Origin of the sequence: Actinoplanes xinjiangensis (assembly GCF_003148685.1) — a bacterium.
Lineage (GTDB): Bacteria > Actinomycetota > Actinomycetes > Mycobacteriales > Micromonosporaceae > Actinoplanes > Actinoplanes xinjiangensis.
In genome coordinates this window covers 103,589-125,745 of sequence record NZ_QGGR01000021.1, presented here as the reverse complement: position 1 = coordinate 125,745, position 22,157 = coordinate 103,589, and the positions used below count along the sequence as shown (strand labels likewise).

Below are 22,157 nucleotides of genomic sequence, written 5' to 3'. Positions count from 1 at the left end.
GGCCGGTCAGGCGACGACCGGCCGCGCAACGGGGATAGCTCACGATCCGGTGGCGACCGGCGGTTTGATGCGCGGCGGCGGATCGACCGGGGGATCTGCGGGCGTCGGCCCACTGTGACGGCGGCCGAGTCCGGTGCCGCCCGCGACGATCAGGCCGACGGCGAGCAGGCCGATCAGGATGCCGGCGGCCAACAGTCCACTTCCCAGGCCGGTAAGGTCAGGCACCCGGGCGGCCCCGCGGACGTCGACCGAGACCCCGGAAGCGCCGGTGACGTTCGCGACGACCACGGCGTATTCGCCGTCCGTCGCTGTCCACTGCAGGGTCGTCGAGTCCGAGCCGCTGGCCTGGGCGATCCAGAACGGCTGAGAGGCCGGCGTGGAGGCCGGCCGGATCCGCGCACCGGCCCGGTCGTACCGGGCAGCGCCGGAGCCGAACCCGGTCACTTCGTCGTGTGCGGTCCCGGCGAGCCAAGTGTCCACGGCCGACTGCGGCGCGACACCGACGAAGATCGGCTGGCCGGCCGTTGTGGTCACATCGAGCCGCAGGTCACCGAGGTCGGTGGTCTCACGAGTCCACACCCCGGCGCCAGAGACCGTCACGTGCTCGGCGGTGATCGCCGCCGTCGACGTCTCCAGCTGTTGGACCGGGCTGGTCACGTAACCGGCGCTGTCACGAGCGGCGTCCACCGCCAGCAGCACTGCGCCGCCGGTGCTGAGGCCGACGGCAGGCAGGAGCAGAAGCACGCCGGCGACCAGGGCGACCACCGACCCGGTGACCGACGGCTGTGGGGCAGGCCGGGGCGCAGGCATCGCGACCGGGCCGGCTGGCGCCGGGTCGGGCTCGAATCCGCCCTGGTCCAGCCGGAACGGTGGGTAACTCGGCACGAGCAGCACGATGTAGGCGGTCACGCGCAAGGTCCAGCGGGCCACCCCCACGAGCAGATCATGCAGGCCACCCGGGTACCGGCCGGTGAACAGCAACGCGAACGCGGCGATGAGCAGCAGGAGGGCGGTGACCCCGAGCGGGGTGGGCGGCTCGGTGCTGCGACTGCCGGTGGCGTGCAGCGCGCCGAGCAGGGTCAGATGCGGGATCGCGAACAACCAGGCGACCAGCGGCAGCCACCGGCGCGGCGGATCATGCGGCTCCAAGTGCAGTCGGGCCGGATACTGCGGGTCGTCGGCCAGCGTGAACGGCGGATAGGCGTCGGTTCCCAGCGCCTGGTAGCCGTAGTAGCCGACGCGCCAGGTCCACCGCAGCACGCCCACGTTGTACGCACGGATCGGCTCGGGGTATCGGCCGGTGAAGAGCACCGCCAGGTACGCGACCACGGTGAGCACGACCAGGCCGGTCCAGAGCACCGCCAGCGCCAGATAGTGCGGGAGCAGCAACAGCCATTTGACGAGCCAGAGCCAGCGGCTCAGTGATTCGTTGCAGCGTGCCTCCATCCGTAGCGGATAGAGGTCCATGACACCTCCCTGAATCATCTTCAGGACAGCGTCTGCGGGCCGAACATGGCGGGGCCTTAGGTCATGGATCGCGGCGGCTCGGTGGTGGACGTGCCTGCGGCGAGGTTCTCGACCGCGGCGGTCACGCTGTCGCGGTCCAGGGCGACGGCGGCCTCGGCGAATCCTTCCCGGATCGACGTTCGGTCGCGTGGACCGACCAGATCGAGCAGTGCGGTCACCGGCCGGTTGTCGGCGAGATAGTAGGCACTGAACGCGTGGATCCCGCGGTCAAGCGCGGCTTCGGCGAGTACCTCGACCAGCGCCGTGGCCAGACTCGCACGCCGCCATGCCGGTGTCACCGCGACCGCCACCTCGGCAGTGCCCTTTCCGGTCGCCTCGTACCGGGCGACTGCTATTCCGTCACCGGTTGCCGGGTCGAGGGCCACCAGGGCAAACCGGTGCCGGTAGTCGACCGTGCAGAGATGGGTAAGTAGCTGCGGGGTGATCCGTGGCGGCGATCCGAGGAAACGGCGGTACACGGTCTCCGGATCAGCAGTGCGGATCGCGTGGGCCAGCGGCCAGCGGCCCGCGGTCGGCGGGGATGATCGGGCGCACGAACACCAGACGGCCATCACGCAGGCGCAGGTCACGCTCGTACCCCGCCGGGTAGCCCGGGGGAGCGGCGGTCGGTCGCCTGATCAGGGCCGGCTTCACGGATCAATGATTGACGATGATTCCCGTTGGAGAGATCGGACGATCGGCCGACCCGGCGACCAGGTCCGTCAGCGCCGCGGCGTGCGTCTCCAGTACCCGACCGTCTCTGGCAAGGTCATGGCATGCTGCTGGGTCGGTCCGTTGTGATCCATCAGGATGCTGTGGACGCGGTGGCCGGTGGTAGCACGATGGCGAGTGGACAGGCGGTCCGGCCGATCAGCGAGGCCACCGTGTCGCCCAGCAGACGGGAATCGGTCACATCCGTTGCGGACGACACCACGAGCAGCCCACTTTCGTGGCTGAGCGCGCGCAGCGCGCGTCCGGTGTCGGGATCGTGCAGAATCGCTCGCTCGGCAGCTGCCGCCTCATGCGGCTCGAGACAGTCGAACAACACCGATGTCAGCAGCAGGTCGGTCACCGCCGCGGATCGTCGGTGCCAGACATGCGTTACGCGCAGCCGCAGGCCGAGGTCTCGTGCCCGGTGATTCGCATACCTGACGACCGCGCCGGAGCCGGCATCGTCGGAGATGGCGGCGACCACCACCGTCCCGGCCGGCCGGGACGGCGTGGTCACCTCCACCACGCCGTACTCCGGATACCTGCGGACTCGGTCCGCCCGGTCGCTGCCCAGCCGTTCGCGTACCGCGGCGGCGAGCCGGTCGACGGCGATGCCGTTCAGCTTCGTGTCCATGGTTCACCTTCCTTGATCCCAGGTCCGGGACGGGCACAAGCGGGGACGCCGTAACGCATCATGCCGCCGGGTTCCTTTCCCGCCGCGGACCTCAGGCTCGTGTGCGAACCCGGCGAGGTGGGCGGCGGACAGCCGTACCGTGCTCATCGCCGCCCCCATTCGCCGGATCGCGCGGCTGTCTCAGGTCCTCGGGTGGACCACCGCGACCGGGCACGCCGAGTGCCGCAGCAGATGCTGGCTGACCGATCCGAGCAGAAGGCCGCTGACCGCGCGCTCACCGAGCCGAGCAGCCCGGTGACCGCGCTGTGCCCGGTGCCGGCGAGGACGATCAAATGCGCCTTTCGCGACAGGTCGATCAACGCCGTCGCGGGGTGCGCGCGTACCGTTCGCGCGGTGACATCGATGAGTGGCTGAGTCTTCTTCGCTTTGGCAACGGCACGTTCGAGCGTGCTGTTGACGACCTCGGTGAGGTAGCTGTCCGGCAACGGCACCGGGGCCCGGATCAGCCGGGCGGCCGGGACGAGCACCGGGGATCCGTCGACATAGACGAGCTCGACGGAGGCGCCGGTGCGGGCTGCTTCGTCCAGTGCCCACATCAGGGCGGTCTGGGCGTGTGGTGAGCCGTCGTAACCGACGATGATCTCTTTTTGCATGGTACGGACCTCCTTCCGGTTGCCGTCCGCCGCACGGAGAGTGCGGCGCCGGGTCCGACCGCTGCCTCCTCTATGGCAACCCTTATCCGTCCGTACCGGGCAGGATCTCAAGTCCTGTCACCGTGTGTCGCGAGACCCGTACCGCCGCTGTCTGGGGCGGCGACGACCGAAGGACTGCGACGCCCATCGCCGGGGCCGTGCTCGCCGGAGCCGGCGCCGTCTTGACGACGGTGGGTCTGGTGGCACGACGGCCATCCGTTTCGGTGTGCCGCGATCCGGTGTTCGCGGTCCGGCGGTGGGCGCCTGGCTGAAGTCTCGCGCACCGCCGAGGTAGCGCCCAGGGTCGTTGGTCCTGATCAGCGGGACGGGCACAAGGACCCTCCGGCGATGCCGGTCAGCCGTGCCGCCACGCGAGGAAAGTGCTTAGCGTACGAGTATGCACAGTGTCGTGTCGGTTGAAGAAAGGCTGCCCGTCGTGGTCGGCGTCGACGACGTGCCCGACGGGCTACAGATTGTCGATGTCGCTGCCGCCGAGGCAGCGTACCGGGGGACGCGCCTGAGAATCGTGCACGCCTGGCCTGGACGTCACGGTGGGATGCCCCGGCATAGAGCCCTGCGACCGGACCCCGCCGACGGCCGGCACCTACTGGACCTTGCCGCTCTGCGGGCCCGAAACATCGTTCCCGGCCTCCTGGTGGAGACCGAGCTGGCCGACGACAGCGCCGCCGAAGCGCTGATCCGGCATTCGGGCCACGCCGGCCTGCTGTTGCTGCGACATCGGGACGAGGCGACACTCGGCCACGGGTGGGGTTCGACCGCGGCATATGTGGCTCACCACAGTCTCTGCCCGTTACTGGTCCTGCGCGGTTCGACCGGTGGCCGAGGGCCCGTCGTGGTGGCGACCTCCGGCCGGTCCACGCCCACCGTGGGATCGGCGTTCGAGGCGGCCTCGCGTGCCGGCTGCCCTCTCGTCGCAGTTCATGTGTCCACTCCGGGAACCGAGATCGTTCGTGACGAACGTCGACTGGCCGAGGAGCGGATGAGCGGGGTGCTCGCCGGCTGGGCCGGCACGTCGCCGGACGTGATCGTGCACCGGTTGCTGATCAGCGACGCCGACGTGCCCTACACCGTGGATCGGGCCTCGCGCCGTGGGCGGCTGGTGGTGGCAGGGCGGGGCCACAAAGGCTGGCTTCTCGAGTTGCTCTATCACATGAGCCGTTCCTCACCGAGCCAGCGCCGGTTGTGCCCGGTTCTGCTCGTCCCACCGGGATGGTCGGGGGCGGGGCTTCCTCGTACGGAGGCGGCCGACACGTCGAGGTCCTGACGGCCGGCAGATCGTTGACGATGGCCGAGTCGACCGATCGTGACGATGAGATGTGCCTGTCCCGGTGCAGCCGCCCCGTGCGAGTTTCCGGTCCTTCGGCCCTTACCGAGGACTCCGGCGGAGGCGCATCCTTCGGGACGTAGCAGTTCCTTCAACGGCGAAGGAGAGGAACGATGAAAGGACTCGTGTACGGCGGAGCAGGGCAACGAACGTGGATGGAGATTCCGGATGCGCACGTCCGCGACCCACGCGACGCGGTGATCCGGATCGATGCAGTAACCATCTGTGGAACAGACCTGCACATCTTGGCCGGCGACGTGCCCCAAGTGACACCGGGTCGCGTGCTCGGCCACGAGGCGGTCGGCACCGTGGTCGAGACCGGGCCGGCGCTGAACGGACTGGGGGTCGGTGACCGCGTGGTCGCCTCCTGCATCTCAGCGTGTGGAAGCTGCCGGTTCTGCAGGGAGGCCGTCTACGGCCAGTGCCAGCGCGGCAGCGGCTGGATCCTCGGCCACACCATCGACGGCGTGCAGGCGGAGTACGCCCGCATCCCCTTCGCTGATCTGTCCACCTACCGGCTTCCCTCCCAGGTCAGCAGCGAGACTGCGGTGATGCTGGCTGACATCCTGCCCACCTCCTACGAGGTCGGAGTGCTCAACGGCCGGGTCCGTCCCGGCGACACCGTGGTCGTGGTCGGGGCCGGGCCGATCGGGCTCGCCGCGATCATCACCGCCAAGCTGTTCTCGCCCGCCCACATCGTGGCGATCGACAGGGCCGAGAGCCGCCTGCAGGCCGCCAAGATTCTCGGAGCCGACGTCACCCTCACCCCGGAGCGTGTCGCGCTCGGCACCATTCGTGCACTCACCGACGGACTGGGCGCCCACGTCGTCATGGAGGCGGTCGGCACTCCGGAGACCTTCGAACTGTGCACCACGCTGGTACGCCCCGGCGGAACCGTCGCGAACATCGGTGTACACGGCAAACCCGCAACCCTGCACCTGGAAGACCTGTGGACCCGCAACCTCACCATCACCACAGGGCTGGTGGACACCTACTCGACACCGAAATTACTGGCCATGCTGGCCGCCGGCCAGATCGACGTCACGCAACTGGTCACCCACCGGTTCGCTCTCGAGGAGATCGAAGAGGCGTACGACGTCTTCGCACGGCCCGCCCAAACCGGTGCACTGAAGGTGCTGCTCACCCGATGACAGCTCGCCGGCGACTTCGGCGCACCCGGGTGGAGACCGTGGCCGAGGTCGCCGGATTCACCGCGCATGTTGTCGCCGGCGCTCTCCGGCCGGAGCTGACCTGGTCAACTACCTGCCCATGAATGGGTGGGTTTGTGGATCTCTGCTCCCGCTGGCTGCGAGGTCAGGCCACGTACGGACGGTTGACTGCGCCCCCACCGGCAGCACCACGTACGGCGATGTTGACGGCAGCGTTGACGTCGGCGTGGGCAACGACTCCACACGAACGGCAGATGAACGTGGCCTGGTCGGGTCGGTTCCTCTTGTCCCGGTGACCACACTTCGAGCACGTCTGCGACGTGTATCGGGGGTCGACTTGGACCAGGGGGATACCGGCCCGGCGGGCCTTGTAGATCAGGAACTCTCCCAGTTGGGCGAAGCTCCACGAGTGCAGTGTGGCCCGTTGGGGCTTGTTACGGAGCCGGACCCTGGTGCGGATACCCGTCAGTTCTTCGACGGCGATTGCGCGTGAGGTGCGTTCAGCCTCGGCCACAATGCTTTTCGAGATGACATGGTTGACGTTCGCGGCGTGCCGCGACTCGCGCCGGGATCGTTTGGTGAGCAGGCGGCGGGCGGACTCGGTCTTGGTGGCCTGCAACGTCGCGCGCAGCCGGACCTGCCGGCGCCGGTACCGGTTGAGCTGCTCACCCGTATACGTTCGCCCGTCGGAGTCGGTGGCGATCTGTACGACGCCCATGTCGACACCAAGGAATCCCTGCGGCTCGACCAGCCTGGCCTCGGCGACGTCGACGCTGGCGTAGAGAAACCACATGCCGTCACGGTGGACCAGGTCGGACTCGCCTACGGGCAACTCGGCGACGGCTTTGAGCTGGTCCGGGGAGCCGGTGTACGCCACGTTCTTCATCCGGCCGGTCACGGTCCAGATCGACACGGTGCCGGCGTCGTGCTGCCACGTCAGCATCCGTGCGTCGTACGGCTGGGCGGCCTGCCACCGAAACGTGACCGGCTCGGACGCCACCCGCCGGTAGCGTTTCGACTCCGGCGCTCCGTAGTTCCCGGCCCGCAGGTTCGACGCGAGAGTCTTGTACGCGTCACAGACCTTCTTGATCACGTGCTGAGCAGCCTGCGCGCCCAACCCGTGATCGGTTTTGATGCCCGCGTAGACGTGCTTGCGCAACGCGTAGTCGCGGTACACCCGCGCGGTGCGGGCCGTCGCAGCGACCTCGGTCGCGGCGGTGTTGCAGGCGCGCAGGGTTGCTTCCAAAGCCGACGCCTGTTCAGCAGTCGGCAGCAGCTTCACCTGGACCACCAGCTTCACACCGCCACGATGGCATTTGGTCTATGTCACCAAGATGGACCCCGGACCCGGACGTACGCAGAGGCCGCAGCGTCGTCTACGACATGCACGTCCATCTGGTCTTCACCACGAAGTACAGGCATGGAGCGCTCACCGATGCGATCCTCACCCGCTGCGAACAGATCATGCGCAACGTGTGCGTCGACTTCGGTGCCGAGTTACGCGAGTTCAACGGCGAGGACGACCATGTCCACCTGCTCGTGCACTACCCACCGAGCGTCGCGGTGTCGAAGCTGGTCAACAGCCTCAAAGGCGTCTCGTCGCGCTACCTGCGGCAAGAACACGGCACCCACCTGCGCCACTACCTGTGGGATGACCACCTGTGGTCCCCGTCGTACTTCGCCGGATCCTGCGGCGGCGCACCACTGGCGGCCATCAAGGAATACATCGAAAACCAGAAACGTCCCCCCGGGTGAACGGACTTCCTCCCGGCTGCCACCCCGCGCTCGACACCTGATCGCCTTGTCGGCGAACAGGCCTTCCCTGTCCTGCTTCGCAGGCGATCCGCTTGCTCCCAGCCGTGAACGGCCGGAGTTCCACGGAGTATCCGGTTGAACTCGATCGCCGTTGCTTCGGCGGTCTGATCAGACGCCTTGCGCCGTCATTCAGTTGTCGCCTACGCGTCCAGGAGGCATACGTGAACGCCCTGCACGTCCGTCACGGCGTCACTGCTCGCGACGACACCAGCGCCGCAGCAGCCCGTCTGATCGATACCTATGCCCGAACCCCGTCCGAAGACCCGAGGCGATCAGGCATACGTGCCGACGCCATCCTCGCCTGGACACCCATGGCCAACAGGCTGGCCCGCATGTATTCGGCCGACTACAACATCCGGGAAGACCTGCGGCAGACGGCCGCAGTCGGGCTCATCAAAGCCGTCGACGGCTTCGACCCGGTCCGGGGCGACGACTTCGTCGCGTACGCCGTACCCACGATCCGTGGTGAACTCAAGCGATACCTCCGAGACCACAGTGGACCCCTCCGGGCACCGCGCCGCCTGCACGACCTGCACATGCGCATCGAGGACGCCAGTAGACACATCAGCCAGCCGCTCGCCCGCCTGCCGACGCCGACCGATATGCCGCTCACCTGGAAGTCCCCGTCGAGCACGTCCTGGAGGCGCTGCAATGCGCTCACGCCCGCCGAGTGGCCTCGCTGTCGGAGCCCTCCGCGCTCCAGACCGACATCGATCTGGCAGAGACGATCGGTGAGGAAGATCCTGGATACCGGACGGTCGACCAACACCTCGACATCTGCCACGCCTTCCTCGACCTCGACGAGCGGGAACAGCGAATCGTGGCGCTCTACTACTACGGCAACCTGACACAGGCCGAGATCGGCCGGCAGCTCGGTGTCTCCCAGATGCACATCTCCCGGTTGTTACAGTAAGCAGGGCGCTGAAAAAGCTGCGTGGCTGCCTGGGCGGCCACCACGACGATCCCTCAAATCCGGTGGCCGCGGGCCACCGCGACGAAATCCCGCACATCGGCACGAAAGAGGGCGTCGTCCGAACCGGCCCGCCTGATCAGATCCTGCATGCCGCCGATGGTGTCACTGGCACCGGTTTGGGGTCGGTCGACCCTGTCTGAAGTCGGGTACGGCGTGCAGGGTAGAGGTGTGCCGGGTGCAGTGCTGATCGTTGAAGACGATCGCGAGCTGAGGGAGTTGGTCCGCCGCTATCTGCAGCGGGCCGGCCATGCGGTGCAGAGCACCGGCTCCGGCGCCGAGGCGATCGCTCTGATGACCGGCGGTGGTGTGGGCCTGGTGGTGCTCGATCTCGGTCTGCCCGATATCGACGGCCGCGAGGTACTGGCAGCCGCCCGAGCGGACGGCCGAGGGATTCCGGTGGTGGTGTTGACCGCCCGCAGTTGCGTCGACGACCGCATCGACGGGCTGCGCCGCGGCGCCGACGACTACGTGACGAAGCCGTTCTCGCCGACAGAGTTGGTACTTCGTGTCGAGGCGGTGCTGCAGCGCACGCACGGCGGCACCGGCGGTGGCGAGGGGGTGATGTCGTTCGGTGGCGGGCGGCTGCGGCTCGATGAGGTCCGTCACGAAGCACACCTGGATGGCGGCCGGCTGGAGTTGACGCCGACCGAGTGGGGTCTGCTGACCGCGCTGGCTGCCACGCCGGGGCGGGTGTATTCGCGCTACGAGCTGATCAATCAGGTGCGGGGATACGAGTTCCCCGGCTATGAGCGCACCGTCGATTCGCACGTGAAGAACCTGCGGCACAAGCTCGGACCGGCAGCCGGACAGATCGTGGAGACTGTGCTGGGCGTCGGCTACCGATTGGGGTGGTCGCGTGATCGGTGACCGCTCGGCGATGACCGGTCCGCTGGGCCGGCGGCTGCTGGCCGCATTCCTGCTCGTGGCGTTGTCATCAGTGGTCGTCCTCACGGTGGCCGCACTGGTCGCCACGGACCGAGGGCTGGCCAGCGCCGCGCAGCAGGACCGGCAACGGGTCGCGGTTCGAGTCGCGGCAGCGGCCGCGGACGCCTACACACGATCGGATGGCTGGGGCGACACCGACCTGACTGCCGCGTCGGCCGTCGCCGAGGCTGCCGATGCCCGGCTGGTGGTCCGGGACACCGGCGGCAGCATGGTGTGGCCGGGCCGCGGGATGGGCCCCGTCACGGGCGGCATGCACAGCGCTGATACCGCCGGGCCGATCACCGAGGCCGCCGTTACGGTCGGCGGTCGGCGGGTGGGTACCGTCCGGCTGGCGTTCCCGGCGGGTACGTCCGGTGGTCGCACGGTTGCGTGGTCGTGGGTCGCCGGGGCGGCCGGCGTGGCTCTGGTAGCAGCGCTGGCGGCCAGCGGGTACGTCTCGGCCCGGCTGGCCCGGCCGTTGGCGGTGGTCGCCGCGACGGCGCGCCGGTTCGCCGCCGGCGAGCGCAGCGCCCGCGCGGGCCTGCGCGCCCCTGGCGAGCTAGGTGAGGTTGCGCGCGCCTTCGACACCATGGCCGACGAGGTCGTGCGGGCCGAGACCGTACGGCGCCGGTTGTCCGCTGACATCGCCCACGAGCTGCGCACCCCGCTCGCCGGGCTACAGGCGGGCCTGGAGGAGTTGCGGGACGGTCTGCAATCCCCGGACACCGCGCGTCTGGCCGCCCTGCACGACCAGTCCCTGCGACTGGGGCGGATCGTGCAGGACCTCGCCGACCTGTCCGCTGCCGAGTCTGCCGCGCTGTCACTGCACCCGGCCGACACCGATCTGGCCGGAATCGCCGCGACGGCGCTGGCGGGGCAGCGGCCGCGGCTGGACGCGGCCGGGCTGACCGTGACCAGCGATCTCGATCGGCGGGTGCCGGTACGGGGGGACCCGGACCGGTTGCATCAGGCGGTGGACAATCTGCTCGCCAACGCGGCCCGCTACTGCCGTTCTGGTGACAGGGTGCACTTGCGGGTGTGCGTCGAGGATGGGCAGGCCGTTCTGCAGGTCGCCGATACGGGGCCGGGCATTGCTCCCGACGAACTGTCGCACGCGTTCGAGCGGCTGTGGCGCGGGCGCGACACGGCTGGTACGGCGGGCTCCGGGATCGGTCTGGCGGTCGTGCGTGAGCTGGTCACCGCCCACGGTGGTGCGGTCGGCATCGACTCGCAGGCCTCCGGTGGTGTGACCGTGACCATCGTGCTGCCGCTGGCGGTCGAGCCGAGACCGGTTGCCGGGTAGCCGGCGTCTGCGCCGTCGGGAACCTCGCCGAGGCGGATGGGCAAGTCCTGAAGCTGGTTGTGCACGGCACCGTCGATGCGGGCTTCGGCGGCCTCGAGGTTGCGGCGGGTGTCGAGGATGACGACGAGCCGGTGGCGGCGCACCTGGATGCGATGGACATGAGATGTTCCCGATGGTCGGACGCCGCGCTTCTTGCGAGGTGGGCGGGGTGGATGGCCGCCCCCGCCCACCTCGGGTTCTACCGGTTCGCCCAGCGGGTGAAGACGGTGAGGTGCCGCTCGGATGCCGCGAGCAGACTGGTGTACACCTGTTTGACGTCCGGGGCGGTCAGGCCGTTGAGGGCCGCTTTCAGATCGGCGATGTCGGTGCGTTCGACCTGCTGTCCGACGGCCAGTGCGGCGGACAGGTTCTGCCTGCCCTGTGCGAGCAGCTTGTCGTAGGTGGATTGGACGGCCGGGTCGGTGAACGTGCCGGCCGGCTGGTTCGCGGTGGGATCGGTAGCGCCGTAGCGCTGCAGCAGCGCACGCACCGCGGTCAGATGCCTGCTCTCCGCGACGGCGATGTGGTCGAAGACCGCCGCGTCGTAGTGGACGGCGAACACCGTATAGAGGTCGTGGGCGAGCTTCTCCTCCTGCACCACGGACGCCAGCGTGGTCCTCTGGGCGTCGGTCAGGGTGCCCTGCTCGGCGGTGACGCCCAGCCCCATGCAGGTGCCACCGCCGAAGCCCATGCCATAGCCGGAGCCCATACCGTACCCGGAACCCTTACCAGGGGCTGACGGATCGGCGGTGGTGGTGGTAGCTGACGGTCCGGGGCCGAACGGGCCGACGCCGGCCAGGGCCGGTGCCGCGACCGCGAGTCCGCCCAGGCCGAGCGCGCCGGCTGTCACCAGGGTGGCTGTTCGACGGGTGATGGCCTTCATGGCTTTCTCCTTCCTCGTTTCTTACACCTCTCACGGTTGCTCCCCGGCATGGTGATGGCGTGCAGCCGATGTGCAGACCACGTGGAGAAGGATCGAAGCGGCGGCGACCGGCCGGTTGTCGCGATGGGCATGGGGCTCCCTTCCATCGGCCGCGGTGCGGTTCTGCCGGGTCGGATGAATCCCGGTTCGTGATGTTGATGTCGCCATTGCGCCCCGGGAACGGCCAGCACCCCGAGAAGTGCCGGCGCGCCGGCGGCCAGGCAAACCTGCCATGCGATGTCCCACCGGTTGTTCCCGTCCGTCGAGCAGGCGTGGCCCGTCCCGTCGGCCACTGTCGCCCGCGGGCCCGCATACATTCGCCGACCGGGGTCTCCGGTCGTGGATTTCGCGACTTGACCGGGGCAGGCGATGTCCTTCACGCCGGTGCCCGGTTGCGACGGCAAGGGTGAGGTGGACGCAGATCTGGGACCGACGACCTGCCGGCTCCCGCCCAATGACCGCAGCGCACTCCAGCCCACGCGCCCATGCTGAAAGTCGATCCACGGTCAGTCGGAAGGGTTGGATGTCATGACCAACGGCAAAGCGGTACGCGACGAGCTCCGAGGACCCACCCGCGCTCTACGGCAAGCGATTCCGGAGGTGTATCGCGGCTACAAGGAACTACACGATGCCGCGCTCGCCGCGGGCGCGCTCGACGTCAAGTCCAAGGAACTGATCGCGCTGGCGATCGCGGTGAGCAAGGAATGCGACGGCTGCATCGCCGCCCACGCCCACGCCGCTGTGCGACACGGCGCCACTCCGGCGGAAGCCGCTGAGACGATCGGAGTCACCTTCCTGATGAACGGCGGTCCGGCTACCGTCTACGGAGCGCGAGCCTACGACGCCTTCCTCGAATTCCACGAGCAGTTCGAGCACGGCAAGGCCACGTGAAAGATGTTCTCGATGAACCTGAGCAACCGAGTCTGGGCCGGCCGGGTCAGCGCTCGTCCGGGCCGGGCGGCGGCCGGGCATCAGGCGGACCTGCCGCCACCGTCACTGCTTTCGAAGCCGGCGCGACAGCGTCGCGGCACAGGGCCGAGAGCTTTCGGGCCGTCGCCGGCCCCGGGTGTGGCGAAGACGGCAACTCTGCGGTGGCGGGTTCTCGCAGGCGACTTACACCGGATTCTGGAGGTCTGGCCGGTTCGGCCGGACGCCGCTTCCGGGCGGGGAGGGCGCAGCGCGTCGCCTCGTCCGGATGGCGCTCGGTTACCTGTACGGCGGGCCGGCGCTGGTCCGCACGGCAGTGGGTAGGGAGACCGTGATGAGATCGCAGGCGGAGCTCAGCGCCGAGGACGTGCTCAACCTGACCGTCGAGACGGCCGGCACACCCGTCAACGTGGCCGCGGTAGCGGTGCTCGACGGCGATACGCTGCTCGACGGTGCCGGGCGGCTCCGTACGGCTGAAATTCGTTCCTTTGTCGCTTCCCGCCTTCCTGCCGTGCCGCGCCTGCGTCAGACGCCTGTCCTGCCCGGTCTGTTCGGCGGACCGCCGCGATGGCGGAACGTGACGCGATTTCGTATCGAGGATCATGTCCAGGTCGCCGAGCTCACCGAGACCGGTGGCGAGGACGCACTGCTGATCCTGGCCGCCCGGCTGATCGCCCGGCCCTTCGAGCGTTCTCAGCCGCTGTGGCGACTGTGGCTGGTGCCTGGTCTGCCCGAACGGCGGGTCGGCGTGGTGTTCCTGCTGCACCATGTCGTCGCTGACGGGATGGCTTCGATCCAGATGATCACCTCGCTGCTCGGCGCCACACCACAGCCGATGGCGGCACCGCCGTTCCGGCCGCTGACACCGCCGCCCGGTGATCGCCGGGGGCATGCGGCCGACGGTCTCCTGATCCTCGCGCGGTCCTGGTGGGCCCCGCGAAGTTCGCTGAACGCACTGGTGGGGACACGTCGCCGAGTGGTGTGTCTGCATCTCGATCTCGCCGCTGCAAAGGCTATCGCTCACCGGCACGGCGGTACGGTCAACGATGTCGTGCTCGCACTCGCCGCCGGCGGCGTCCGCGCGCTGCTGCACGGTCGGGGTGATCCGTTGGCCGCACTGCACGTCACCACCTCGGTCGCGGTCTCCCTGCGGACGCCCGGAATGGCGCCCGAGACCGGTAACCGGACGGGCGGATTCCTGGTCCGGTTACCGATCGCGGAACCCGGCCCTGCGGAGCGGCTGCGCCACCTCGCGGTATCGACCGCTGAGGCCAAGCGCAGTCAGTCTGTGACCGCGGGAAACCGAATCCTGGTCGCCCTGGCCCGGCTGGGCGTGGTCCGCTGGTTGAGTCGGCATCAGCGGGCGACCCAGGTCATGGAGAGCAACATGGTCGGTCCACCGGCAACCGTGACGATGCTCGGCGCTCCAGTGCTGGACGTCGTGGCGGTCGGCAGCCTCGTCGGCAACGTGGCGCTATCGGTCGTCACTCTTTCCTATGCCGGGCGGCTCAACATCACCGTCCATGCGGACGCCGCCGCCTTCCCGGATCTGCCGGTTCTGCTCGCCGGCATCCGTCACGACTGGGCGGTCCTCGCCGCCGACATATCGAGCTGACCCTCGACAGGAAACCTGGTCGCCTTGCCGCCAGTCGCCATCGCCATCGGGGGTGCCGGCGCTGCTCCGAAAGTTCTAGTCGTGGTCATCACCGGCCCGCTGGGGGCTGGTGGACGGTGGCGGGTCCCCCGGCCGGTACCTGAATCCGGCCATGTACGGCCGGGATTGCTGAAGCTATGGCAAGCCGCCATGCAGCGAATCCTGGTGGTTGAGGCGCGCGGTGTCGGGCGAAACAGGGTGATGTGGATGACGGGTCAGCCGCGCGGCGTCGCGGTCCCGGTCGAGGCTGCCGGCCGTCCGACTCCGAGGCAGTGGTGTCGGCGTCGGTGAGTTCGGTGGGAAGGCCGCGGGTGCTGCGTAGGCTCCACACGATCGACACGGCGATCGTCACCACGATCACCCCGAGGGTGACCGGGATCGGAAGTTTGCCGACCGGGGTCTCGGACAGGATCAGCTTGATGCCGGCGAACGCGAGCAGCACGGCGAGGCCGTAGTGCAGGTGCACGAAGCGGCGCAGCAGTCCGGCGAGGCAGAAGTAGAGGCTGCGCAGGCCGAGGATGGCGAACGCGTTCGCGGTCCAGACGATGAACGTGCTGGTGGTGATGGCCAGGATCGCCGCCACACTATCGATGGCGAAGATCAGGTCGGTGGCCTCGACCGCGATGAGCACGACGAAGAGCAGGGTGGCGACGCGCTTGCCGCTGATCCGGGTGAAGAACCTGTCACCGTGGTTGTTGGCGTCGGTCGGGACGATCTTGCGGACCAGGCGCACGACAGGGTTGCGCGCCGAACACGTATGCGGTCCAGAAGAAGGTCTCGAGCAGTTCGGCGCCGACGAAGATGAACGCCAGCCGGAACGCCAGGGCGCCGATGACGCCCCAGAACAGGACCTTGTGCTGTACGGAGGCGGGTACGGCGAAGTAGGAGAAGATCAGCGCGAAGACGAAAACGTTGTCGATCGACAACGCCTTCTCGATCAGATAGCCGGCGTAGTAGGTGCCGGCCTCGTCGCCGCCCTGCCACGCCCACAGGATGACATCGGACAACAGACCGGCTGGGATCCGGATACCGGACCACACGGCGGCCTCGCGGAAACCGATCACGTGATTGTCGCGGTGGAGGAACAGATCCACCGCGAGTATCGCCGCGATGGCCAGCATCAGCACCGCCCAGACCCGCCAAAACATGGACACGGTGGTAGGCCTTTCGTCCCACGCCGGACCCATGGGGATAGGGGGGCGGCGTCGCTGGACGAAGGCCTCCCCGGGGCACCGAGACGGTGGCTGCAACACCGGGACCCGGATGTCCATGTCCGTGTTGACGTCGGTGTGCGGATCGCCGGGCACTCCCCTCGAACGCGTTCCACTATTCACGAAGCATCCTTCGTATGTGAATGTCTGCCGACTTGTAGACCGCGATACTGTTTTCATGACTTGATATGCGTACATTGGGGTGGCGGGAGGCACCCGCCTGACTGTACGGATGGAGATCGTGTGTCTCTGGCAGCTCAGGGTCGGCCGTCGCACGCCGTGAAGCAGTGGACGTTTCTGACCAACCACGCCCACGTGCTGCTGGCCATCGCCAGGGAACCGACGGTCCGGCTGCGGGATGTCGCCGATGCCGTGGGAATCACCGAACGCGCCGCCCAAGCCATCGTCGCCGACCTCGAAACCGGCGGCTACCTGCACCGCGAACGCGTCGGCCGGCGCAACCAGTACACCGTCAACCCGACCGGCCGATTCCGGCATCCCGCCGAGGCCGACCACAGTATCGGCGACCTGCTCAACCTTTTCACCGGCACCTCGCAGACCTGAGTCGCGGCGACGCCACCGCTCACGGCGTCCCGCCCGGTGAATGGTTTACGATCGACGTCCAGACATTGCGCCACCGCGTCCGGTAGTGACACGGAATGGCGTACCGGCTCCGGCCTGCGGTCAACGACCGAGTCAGTGCCCGGCAGGCCGCCAGGCATTCGCCATCGCAATTGTTGATCGCGTGACGGTGCCACGGATTGAGGTCCAGAGCCTCCGTACGGGGCAGGTCCGACTCGTCGGCGGTGACCGCGTATCAGTGCAGCGGTGCTCAAACGTGAGAAGCCGCTCCGGATCCGTCACGCCCCAAAGGATGCCGGACCACCCAACGGTCGGATCCCACGGCGTCGTCACCTCGGCAGGTGGATCACGAGTATCAACCTCTATACACGCCACTTCTACGGGCCGGGGCACTTCGAGAGTCGTACGCGCATCGGGCTTGTCGTTCTCGGGGTCGTGCTGACCGTCAGCTTCCTGCTCGTCGGCCTGTTCGGCGACCTCGAGCCCAGCCCGCCCGACGGTGAACTGGTCACCGCCATCGCCGATACCGTGGTGCCGGACTCTCTTGGCCATCTGTACTACGTGTCGGTCCGGGCGGCCACCTCGCAGGGCCGGGTGACCTGCAGCATGGGCAAGAGCGCATTTTCCGACGGCGTTCTGCCCCCGCTCGACGCGCAGATCCCGATCGATTGGACGCCGGAGTCCTGCAGCTGGGGCGAACCCGCCGAACAGCTTCCACGGTGGTTCTTCTTCCTGGTGGCGGGTATCGCCGGGACGCTCACCGGCGGGTGGCTGTTCCGGTCGCCGAGCCGCTCGGACTCGTGACGTGACCGGCACGCCCGTTGCGACACCCGGGCCGCGCGGCGGGCCCGATCCGGCAACGCCTGAGCTGCGGATCTGATCCTTCTCGAGTGGTGGAGTGTCCGGTGGCACCGACCCGCCCGGATTGGCATCGGATCCGGGCGGTCGGCAAGGATGGGCGGGTGAACACGGGGAATGATCTGTACCGGACCAGGATGTCGTTGATGGAAGCGGACCGCTGGGCGGAGCTTCTCGCCCTGGCCGCCCACGGCAGCGGCGACGATGACGAGGCCGCGGTGGACGAGCGGCGCGCAGCCGCGCACGCCGTAGCCTTGAAAGCGCCGCCCGCCCTGGCCGTCGCTGCGGCCGAGCTCCACCCCGACGACGACCACGGCTTCTCCGGCCCGCTGTGGGAGGTGGTCGCCCACCGGCCGTGGCGTGAGCTCGCTGCGCACCTGACCCACCCGCGTGTGCGCGAGCTGGTCGCCCAGACCAGGGTCCTGCACGGTGAGGACCTCCGTGGGGTCGTGGAGTCGGAGATCCCGCTGCGGCTGGAGCCGTGGGAGTCCGCCCACTGGGATCCCGAGTGGGACATCCCCGAATACGATGTGACCGGCGGCAGGTCGGGCTGCCACGTGTGGTGCTTCCCCTGCTGGCTGATCGACGACCTGCCCGGCGGCGTCCCGCTGCGGGCGGCCACCGTGGAACAGGTGGAGCATCCCGCGGTCCCGGTCCTCAACGGATTGAACGACCCGCACAAGCCGATCAAGGCGTACGCCGTCCAAGGAACCGCCTGGGAGGCCGCAGCGTCGGTGGCCGCCGACCGGGAGACGTGCCGGGCCGCCGAGGTGCCGTTCGCCCGGGCGTACCCGCATCTGGTGCACCTGGCCACCGGGACCGGGCCCTACGCCATGCCGCACGACACCGGGCAGGCTATGGGGCGGCTCGCCGTATGGCGGGTGCTGCGGATGATGGCGGGGGAGGACCCGGTGCCCGCCTTCGTCGAACGGCTGCGGTGCGTCACCTGGCGAAGGCCTGCGGAGTACAGCAACTTCCTGCACCTGGCGATGGAGGACCCCGCCCGTGGGATCACCTGGGCTGTCACCGCCGAGGCCACCGACTGATCACCCGGCTACCGTGCGCCGGCCGGGGTCGATGCGCTACCGGCGCGTGGCGGCGGCCCGCTGGCGTGCCGATTCGTACAGCACCACAGCTGCGGCGGTCGCCGCGTTCAGGGAGCTGGCGGACCCGGACATCGGGATCCGGACGAGCTGGTCACATGCCTCGTGCCAGCCGGAGCTGAGGCCGGTGGTCTCGTTGCCGATCAACGTCAGGGTGGGTTGCGTGAAGTCGTACTCGGCGATGTCCAGGCTGCCGTGCTCATCGGTTCCCATGATTCCCATGCCGACGCCGGTGGCGCGGACGTCAGCCACCCAGGACAGGACCGCCTGCGGGGAGGGCACCCGGACCACCGGCAGAGCGAACAGCGAGCCGGTGCTCGCCCGGACCGCCTTCGGGTCGTACACGTCGGCGGCGTGGCCGGTGACGATGACGCCGGAGGCGCCGAAGGCGTCGGCCGACCGCACCAGGGTCCCGATGTTTCCGGGGCTGGTGGGCCGATCGAACACGACGGTGAGCATGGTGGACCCCACGGGGATACGGCGCAGATCGTCCTCCGGCATGGCGACCACGGCCAGCAACTCGGGAACCGTGGACGCCTTACCGCCCAGTTCATGCATCAGTTCCCGGGCGACGGCGATCTTCTCGGCCCGGACCGTGGCCAGCGCCCCGCGGGCCCAGCCGGACAACTGAGCGCCGGTGTCGTAGAGCAGCTCCCGGACCTGCCAACCGTGTTCGACGGCCATGGTGATCGAGCGCACGCCCTGCACCAGGAACTCACCGCGTCGCCGGCGCTTGGACCGATTGCCGAGGAGCGCCTCCCACTGCTGGAACCGCGCATTGCGGCCCGTCACCCGCAGAACCACTGCGCTCCCTCTGCTCTGCCCGCACACTCCGCAGGCGACGTCACCGGTGCTGAGCCCCGTCCGGCACGGGGGTGTCCTGTCCGAGACCTCGACGGATCGCGATCTCCACGGGGGAGTACCTGCCGTCCGGGCGCTCCAGTTCGTACGGTGCGGCCGGCATCAGCGGCGGCTGGGCCATGAAGCGCGGCCGTGCCCCGTGGTGCGGCTGCGCCGCGTGGACCAGGAACGGGTGGCACAGGAAGACGTCGCCCGGAGATCCCGTGGCGAGGGCGAGAGACCGGTGCTCGGACGCCGCCACCAGGTCCGGTGCGAGGGTCAGTCCGCTGGCGCCGTCCTCCCCGTACCTCTCCAGCACTTTGGGCACATCGAGGTGTGAGCCCACCCGGATCCGGGTCGGTGCGTCCTCCGGACCGACCTCACTGAACAGGAACAGCATCAGCAGTGCCCGGTCCCGGGAGCGGACATTGGTGAAGTACCAGCTCTCGCCCTCCGGAAGATAGCTGCCCTCGATGTGCCAGCCCGCGTCGTCCGGCTCCTCCGGATGCGGGAAGCGCAGCGGGAACGAGCCCAGCGAATAGCGCGGCTCCCACCGTCCCGCGCCGACGAGCAGGTCGTACGCATGATGCAGGAACGGTGAGTTGGGAGCGGCGGCGAACGGCCCGTCGGCCCGGCCGGCCACCCAGTGCACGGGCTGTGTCCACGTCGCTGGATCGTTCGCGTCGCAGCCGGTCTCTCGCCACAGCAGCCGCGCGCAGTCCGCTGCCACGCGCGGTGCGACGGCGCCCTCCAGCTTCACGAAGCCGTCGCGAACAAAGCGGGAAACCAGGGTCGTGTCATCCATGCCCCCATCGTGCGGCGGCGCGGATCCTGATCGCCCGACACTTTCCGCGCCGCTTCTGTCGGGTACCCACCGATGCACAGCGACCTGTGAACTCTGGCTGCCCGTCGAACCGGCGTGACGACCACGATCGTCGTTCGCTTGGTCACCGGACCTCCCTGACAGGGCCGCGCTTCCGAGGCCTGATTCATTACGATGTCGGGCGTGACTGATGATCTCTCCCTGTCCCCGTTCCGCATCTCTGTGCGTGAGGACGGCCAGCAGGAGCTGGTGCTCTTCGACGGCGACATGGAGGAGGTCGAGGACGTCTTCGACGCTCTCGATGCCGAGAGCAACGGACACGGGTGGGAGAGTTTCGCCCGGTGGCTGATCGACACCGAGATGCCCGACGTCGCGGACACGATCTGGTTCAGCTCCGAAAGCGGCACCTTCGTGGCGGGAAGTGCCGACCCGGCGGCGCTGCGCCGAATGGCTGAGCGTCTGCACGCGGCGTTCCACGATCGCTCTCTGCTCACGCGCCTGCTCACCGACGCCGACCTCGACTGACGCGCGAGAGGTGAGGGACCTGCTGATCCGCCGCTACGAAGTCGCTGACGCCGCCGACACCTGGCGGGTCTTCCACGCGGCGGTGCATGGTACGGCGAGCCGGGACTACACCCCCGAGCAGATTTTGGCGTGGGCGCCTCCCAGCGTCGACGAGGCCCGGTGGCAAGCGCGTCGTTCGGCGGCACACACCTACGTCGCCTGCCTGGACGAAACGGTCGTCGGGTTCAGCGACTTCACCGACGACGGCCTGTTGGACATGCTTTTCGTCCACCCCGACGCCGGTGGCCGCGGGGTGGCCCGCGCGCTGGTCACCCGCATCATCCACGAGGCCTCGGCCGCCGGTCACCAGCGGCTGCGGGTGCACGCCAGTCTCACCGCGAGGCCCGCCTTCGAACGTTTCGGGTTCACCGTCGACGCGACCCGCCTGGTCGAGGTCCGGGGCCAGCGGTTGCGGAACTTCGCCATGAGCATCGCTGTGAAGCCGACCGGCGGCCCCCCGCGGATGCCGTAGGGCCAAGCCTCACCGCGCCGCCACCGAACGCGGCTGTACGTCCGATGATCTTGACTTCCCTCGTGAGTTACCGTGTGCGCCGTGCCTGACCTGGTTGATCAAGTCGAGAAGGCAGCGCGGCTGCAGTGGCGGGCGCTGGTCTTGAGCTATCGGGGGATACTCCGCCTGACCGGTCAGGGCATGGCCTTCGTGGTGACGCGGGTTCTCGTGCCGCTCCTGCGGATCTACCATCGCTGGTTCCTCGTGCCGATGTTCTGGCTGATCCGGTGGACTTTGCGAGTGCTCTGGTGGCTCTGCCTGGCCTACTACTACGTGCTGATCCGGCCGCTCGCGATCGTGTGGCGGTACACGGTGGTCCCGGTCCGTACCTTCATTCGGCGCCTTTGATCGATGCCGCGGTGATGAACACGAGCTGACCCGCGCCGGCCGATCCCACCGGCTCATCCACCTGCCGCGCCGGTTCGACCGCGGGAGGAGGGGCGGTCCCGGCCGGCGTCTGCGGTGACAGAGGTGACAATCGGACGATGATCGAGCTTCGCACCGAGCGCCTCCTGCTACGACAGTGGCGAGATGACGACCTTGACGACCTGGCGCCGATGTACGCCGATCCCGAGGTGATGCGATACATCCGGGACGGGACCGTGCAGAGCCGGGAGGACACCGCCGCCCATCTGGACCGGATGCGGCAGCACTGGGATGAGCACGGCTTCGGGCTGTTCGCGGCCGAGCTGGTGGAGACGGGGAAGTTGACCGGCTGGGTCGGGCTGGCGGTGCCGTACTTTCTGCCCGAGGTCATGCCCGCCGTGGAGATCGGGTGGCGGTTGGGGCGCTCGTTCTGGGGTGCCGGTCTGGCGACCGAGGGTGCGCGGGCGGCGCTGCGTTTCGGGCTGGTCGATCGGGGGCTGGAGCGTCTGGTCAGCATCCGGCAGGTGGAGAACGTGCGCTCGGCCCGGGTGATGGCGAAGATCGGCCTGACCTTCGACCGGCGCACCACCGTGCCGGGCAACGGCCGGCTCGTCGACGTGTACGCGATCAGCCGCGAGCAATATCGGGAGTAGGGAGCCGCCGGTCTCAGCGGCACAACGCCCGG

The 22,157-nt window shown here is 68.8% G+C and carries 24 protein-coding genes and 3 pseudogenes; 16 read left to right on the top strand and 11 right to left on the bottom strand.

Going from position 1 to position 22,157, the window contains the following annotated elements; all coding sequences use genetic code 11:
* Positions 1-39 precede the first annotated feature (39 nt).
* The 6 genes and pseudogenes from BC793_RS35150 to BC793_RS52910 form a co-directional block, all read right to left on the bottom strand.
* The gene (locus BC793_RS35150; RefSeq protein ID WP_158319458.1) at positions 40-1,467 is read right to left on the bottom strand and encodes a DUF4389 domain-containing protein; all 1,428 of its coding nucleotides are present in this window, start codon (positions 1,465-1,467) and stop codon (positions 40-42) included.
* 56 nt (positions 1,468-1,523) lie between these two features.
* A complete protein-coding gene (locus BC793_RS35145; RefSeq protein WP_203896486.1) occupies positions 1,524-1,985 on the bottom strand; it encodes a GNAT family N-acetyltransferase in 462 nt (153 codons plus the stop codon).
* A 10-nt stretch (positions 1,986-1,995) separates the two neighbouring features.
* Positions 1,996-2,160 (bottom strand): hypothetical protein, encoded by a 165-nt coding sequence (locus BC793_RS50760; protein ID WP_203896485.1) that lies wholly within the window; start codon positions 2,158-2,160, stop codon positions 1,996-1,998.
* 151 nt (positions 2,161-2,311) lie between these two features.
* Positions 2,312-2,851 carry a hypothetical protein gene (locus BC793_RS35140; RefSeq protein WP_109600464.1) on the bottom strand — a complete coding sequence of 180 codons (540 nt, stop codon included), beginning with the start codon at positions 2,849-2,851 and terminating at the stop codon, positions 2,312-2,314.
* Between the two features lie 180 nt (positions 2,852-3,031).
* Entirely contained in the window at positions 3,032-3,106 is a 75-nt protein-coding gene (locus BC793_RS52915; RefSeq protein WP_373871280.1) for a universal stress protein, read from the bottom strand.
* A 71-nt stretch (positions 3,107-3,177) separates the two neighbouring features.
* Positions 3,178-3,504, bottom strand: a pseudogene (locus BC793_RS52910) (universal stress protein); the annotation flags it as partial.
* 436 nt (positions 3,505-3,940) lie between these two features.
* On the opposite strand from BC793_RS52910, the gene BC793_RS35130 reads away from it, so the two are divergent.
* Positions 3,941-4,828, top strand: a complete 888-nt coding sequence (locus BC793_RS35130) for a universal stress protein (protein WP_109600461.1) — start codon at positions 3,941-3,943, stop codon at positions 4,826-4,828.
* A gap of 215 nt (positions 4,829-5,043) precedes the next feature.
* Complete coding sequence (locus BC793_RS35125) at positions 5,044-6,039, top strand: alcohol dehydrogenase catalytic domain-containing protein (RefSeq protein WP_239170469.1); 996 nt, start codon at positions 5,044-5,046, stop codon at positions 6,037-6,039.
* Positions 6,040-6,202: 163 nt separating this feature from the next.
* On the opposite strand, the gene BC793_RS35120 is transcribed toward BC793_RS35125, so the two are convergent.
* A complete protein-coding gene (locus tag BC793_RS35120; RefSeq protein ID WP_109600457.1) occupies positions 6,203-7,357 on the bottom strand; it encodes an RNA-guided endonuclease InsQ/TnpB family protein in 1,155 nt (384 codons plus the stop codon).
* Positions 7,358-7,380: 23 nt separating this feature from the next.
* Between BC793_RS35120 and tnpA the strand changes: the two genes are divergently transcribed.
* From tnpA to BC793_RS35100, 5 genes and pseudogenes are all read left to right on the top strand, one after another.
* Positions 7,381-7,812, top strand: a complete 432-nt coding sequence (gene tnpA / locus BC793_RS35115; RefSeq protein ID WP_109600455.1) for an IS200/IS605 family transposase — start codon at positions 7,381-7,383, stop codon at positions 7,810-7,812.
* Positions 7,813-8,183: 371 nt separating this feature from the next.
* Positions 8,184-8,309: pseudogene (locus BC793_RS52905) on the top strand (sigma factor); the annotation flags it as partial.
* Positions 8,310-8,542: 233 nt separating this feature from the next.
* The gene (locus tag BC793_RS51820) at positions 8,543-8,785 is read left to right on the top strand and encodes a sigma-70 family RNA polymerase sigma factor (RefSeq protein ID WP_158319457.1); all 243 of its coding nucleotides are present in this window, start codon (positions 8,543-8,545) and stop codon (positions 8,783-8,785) included.
* A 240-nt stretch (positions 8,786-9,025) separates the two neighbouring features.
* Positions 9,026-9,712: a response regulator transcription factor gene (locus BC793_RS35105; protein WP_109600451.1), complete on the top strand. Its 687-nt coding sequence runs from the start codon at positions 9,026-9,028 to the stop codon at positions 9,710-9,712.
* Entirely contained in the window at positions 9,702-11,072 is a 1,371-nt protein-coding gene (locus BC793_RS35100; protein ID WP_203896484.1) for a HAMP domain-containing sensor histidine kinase, read from the top strand. The genes BC793_RS35105 and BC793_RS35100 overlap by 11 nt, the downstream gene beginning before the upstream one ends.
* Positions 11,073-11,310: 238 nt before the next feature.
* On the opposite strand, the gene BC793_RS35095 is transcribed toward BC793_RS35100, so the two are convergent.
* Positions 11,311-11,994, bottom strand: coding sequence for a ferritin-like domain-containing protein (locus BC793_RS35095; protein WP_109600449.1), 684 nt, complete (start codon positions 11,992-11,994; stop codon positions 11,311-11,313).
* A 567-nt stretch (positions 11,995-12,561) separates the two neighbouring features.
* Between BC793_RS35095 and BC793_RS35090 the strand changes: the two genes are divergently transcribed.
* Positions 12,562-12,924 (top strand): carboxymuconolactone decarboxylase family protein, encoded by a 363-nt coding sequence (locus tag BC793_RS35090; protein ID WP_109600447.1) that lies wholly within the window; start codon positions 12,562-12,564, stop codon positions 12,922-12,924.
* 304 nt (positions 12,925-13,228) lie between these two features.
* Entirely contained in the window at positions 13,229-14,575 is a 1,347-nt protein-coding gene (locus BC793_RS35085; RefSeq protein WP_109600445.1) for a wax ester/triacylglycerol synthase domain-containing protein, read from the top strand.
* Between the two features lie 283 nt (positions 14,576-14,858).
* On the opposite strand, the pseudogene BC793_RS35080 reads toward BC793_RS35085, so the two are convergent.
* A pseudogene (locus BC793_RS35080) lies at positions 14,859-15,768 on the bottom strand (TerC family protein); the annotation flags it as partial.
* A gap of 300 nt (positions 15,769-16,068) precedes the next feature.
* On the opposite strand from BC793_RS35080, the gene BC793_RS35075 reads away from it, so the two are divergent.
* From BC793_RS35075 to BC793_RS35065, 3 genes are all read left to right on the top strand, one after another.
* Positions 16,069-16,389 (top strand): helix-turn-helix transcriptional regulator, encoded by a 321-nt coding sequence (locus tag BC793_RS35075; protein ID WP_109600443.1) that lies wholly within the window; start codon positions 16,069-16,071, stop codon positions 16,387-16,389.
* Positions 16,390-16,842: 453 nt separating this feature from the next.
* On the top strand, positions 16,843-17,211 hold the full coding sequence (locus BC793_RS35070; protein WP_109600441.1) for a hypothetical protein: 369 nt from the start codon (positions 16,843-16,845) through the stop codon (positions 17,209-17,211).
* A 200-nt stretch (positions 17,212-17,411) separates the two neighbouring features.
* Positions 17,412-18,311 (top strand): hypothetical protein, encoded by a 900-nt coding sequence (locus BC793_RS35065; protein WP_146246588.1) that lies wholly within the window; start codon positions 17,412-17,414, stop codon positions 18,309-18,311.
* 36 nt (positions 18,312-18,347) lie between these two features.
* Here the strand turns inward: BC793_RS35065 and BC793_RS35060 are convergent, their stop codons facing one another.
* Positions 18,348-19,160, bottom strand: coding sequence for an RNA methyltransferase (locus BC793_RS35060; RefSeq protein ID WP_373871279.1), 813 nt, complete (start codon positions 19,158-19,160; stop codon positions 18,348-18,350).
* A 52-nt stretch (positions 19,161-19,212) separates the two neighbouring features.
* Positions 19,213-20,013 carry a phytanoyl-CoA dioxygenase family protein gene (locus BC793_RS35055; RefSeq protein ID WP_109600436.1) on the bottom strand — a complete coding sequence of 267 codons (801 nt, stop codon included), beginning with the start codon at positions 20,011-20,013 and terminating at the stop codon, positions 19,213-19,215.
* Between the two features lie 201 nt (positions 20,014-20,214).
* Between BC793_RS35055 and BC793_RS35050 the strand changes: the two genes are divergently transcribed.
* From BC793_RS35050 to BC793_RS35035, 4 genes are all read left to right on the top strand, one after another.
* Positions 20,215-20,556: an Imm51 family immunity protein gene (locus tag BC793_RS35050; RefSeq protein WP_158319454.1), complete on the top strand. Its 342-nt coding sequence runs from the start codon at positions 20,215-20,217 to the stop codon at positions 20,554-20,556.
* A gap of 10 nt (positions 20,557-20,566) precedes the next feature.
* Positions 20,567-21,067 carry a GNAT family N-acetyltransferase gene (locus BC793_RS35045; RefSeq protein ID WP_158319453.1) on the top strand — a complete coding sequence of 167 codons (501 nt, stop codon included), beginning with the start codon at positions 20,567-20,569 and terminating at the stop codon, positions 21,065-21,067.
* A gap of 81 nt (positions 21,068-21,148) precedes the next feature.
* The gene (locus BC793_RS35040) at positions 21,149-21,454 is read left to right on the top strand and encodes a hypothetical protein (RefSeq protein ID WP_146246587.1); all 306 of its coding nucleotides are present in this window, start codon (positions 21,149-21,151) and stop codon (positions 21,452-21,454) included.
* Between the two features lie 137 nt (positions 21,455-21,591).
* On the top strand, positions 21,592-22,125 hold the full coding sequence (locus tag BC793_RS35035) for a GNAT family N-acetyltransferase (protein ID WP_109600429.1): 534 nt from the start codon (positions 21,592-21,594) through the stop codon (positions 22,123-22,125).
* The last annotated feature ends 32 nt before the right edge of the window (positions 22,126-22,157 follow it).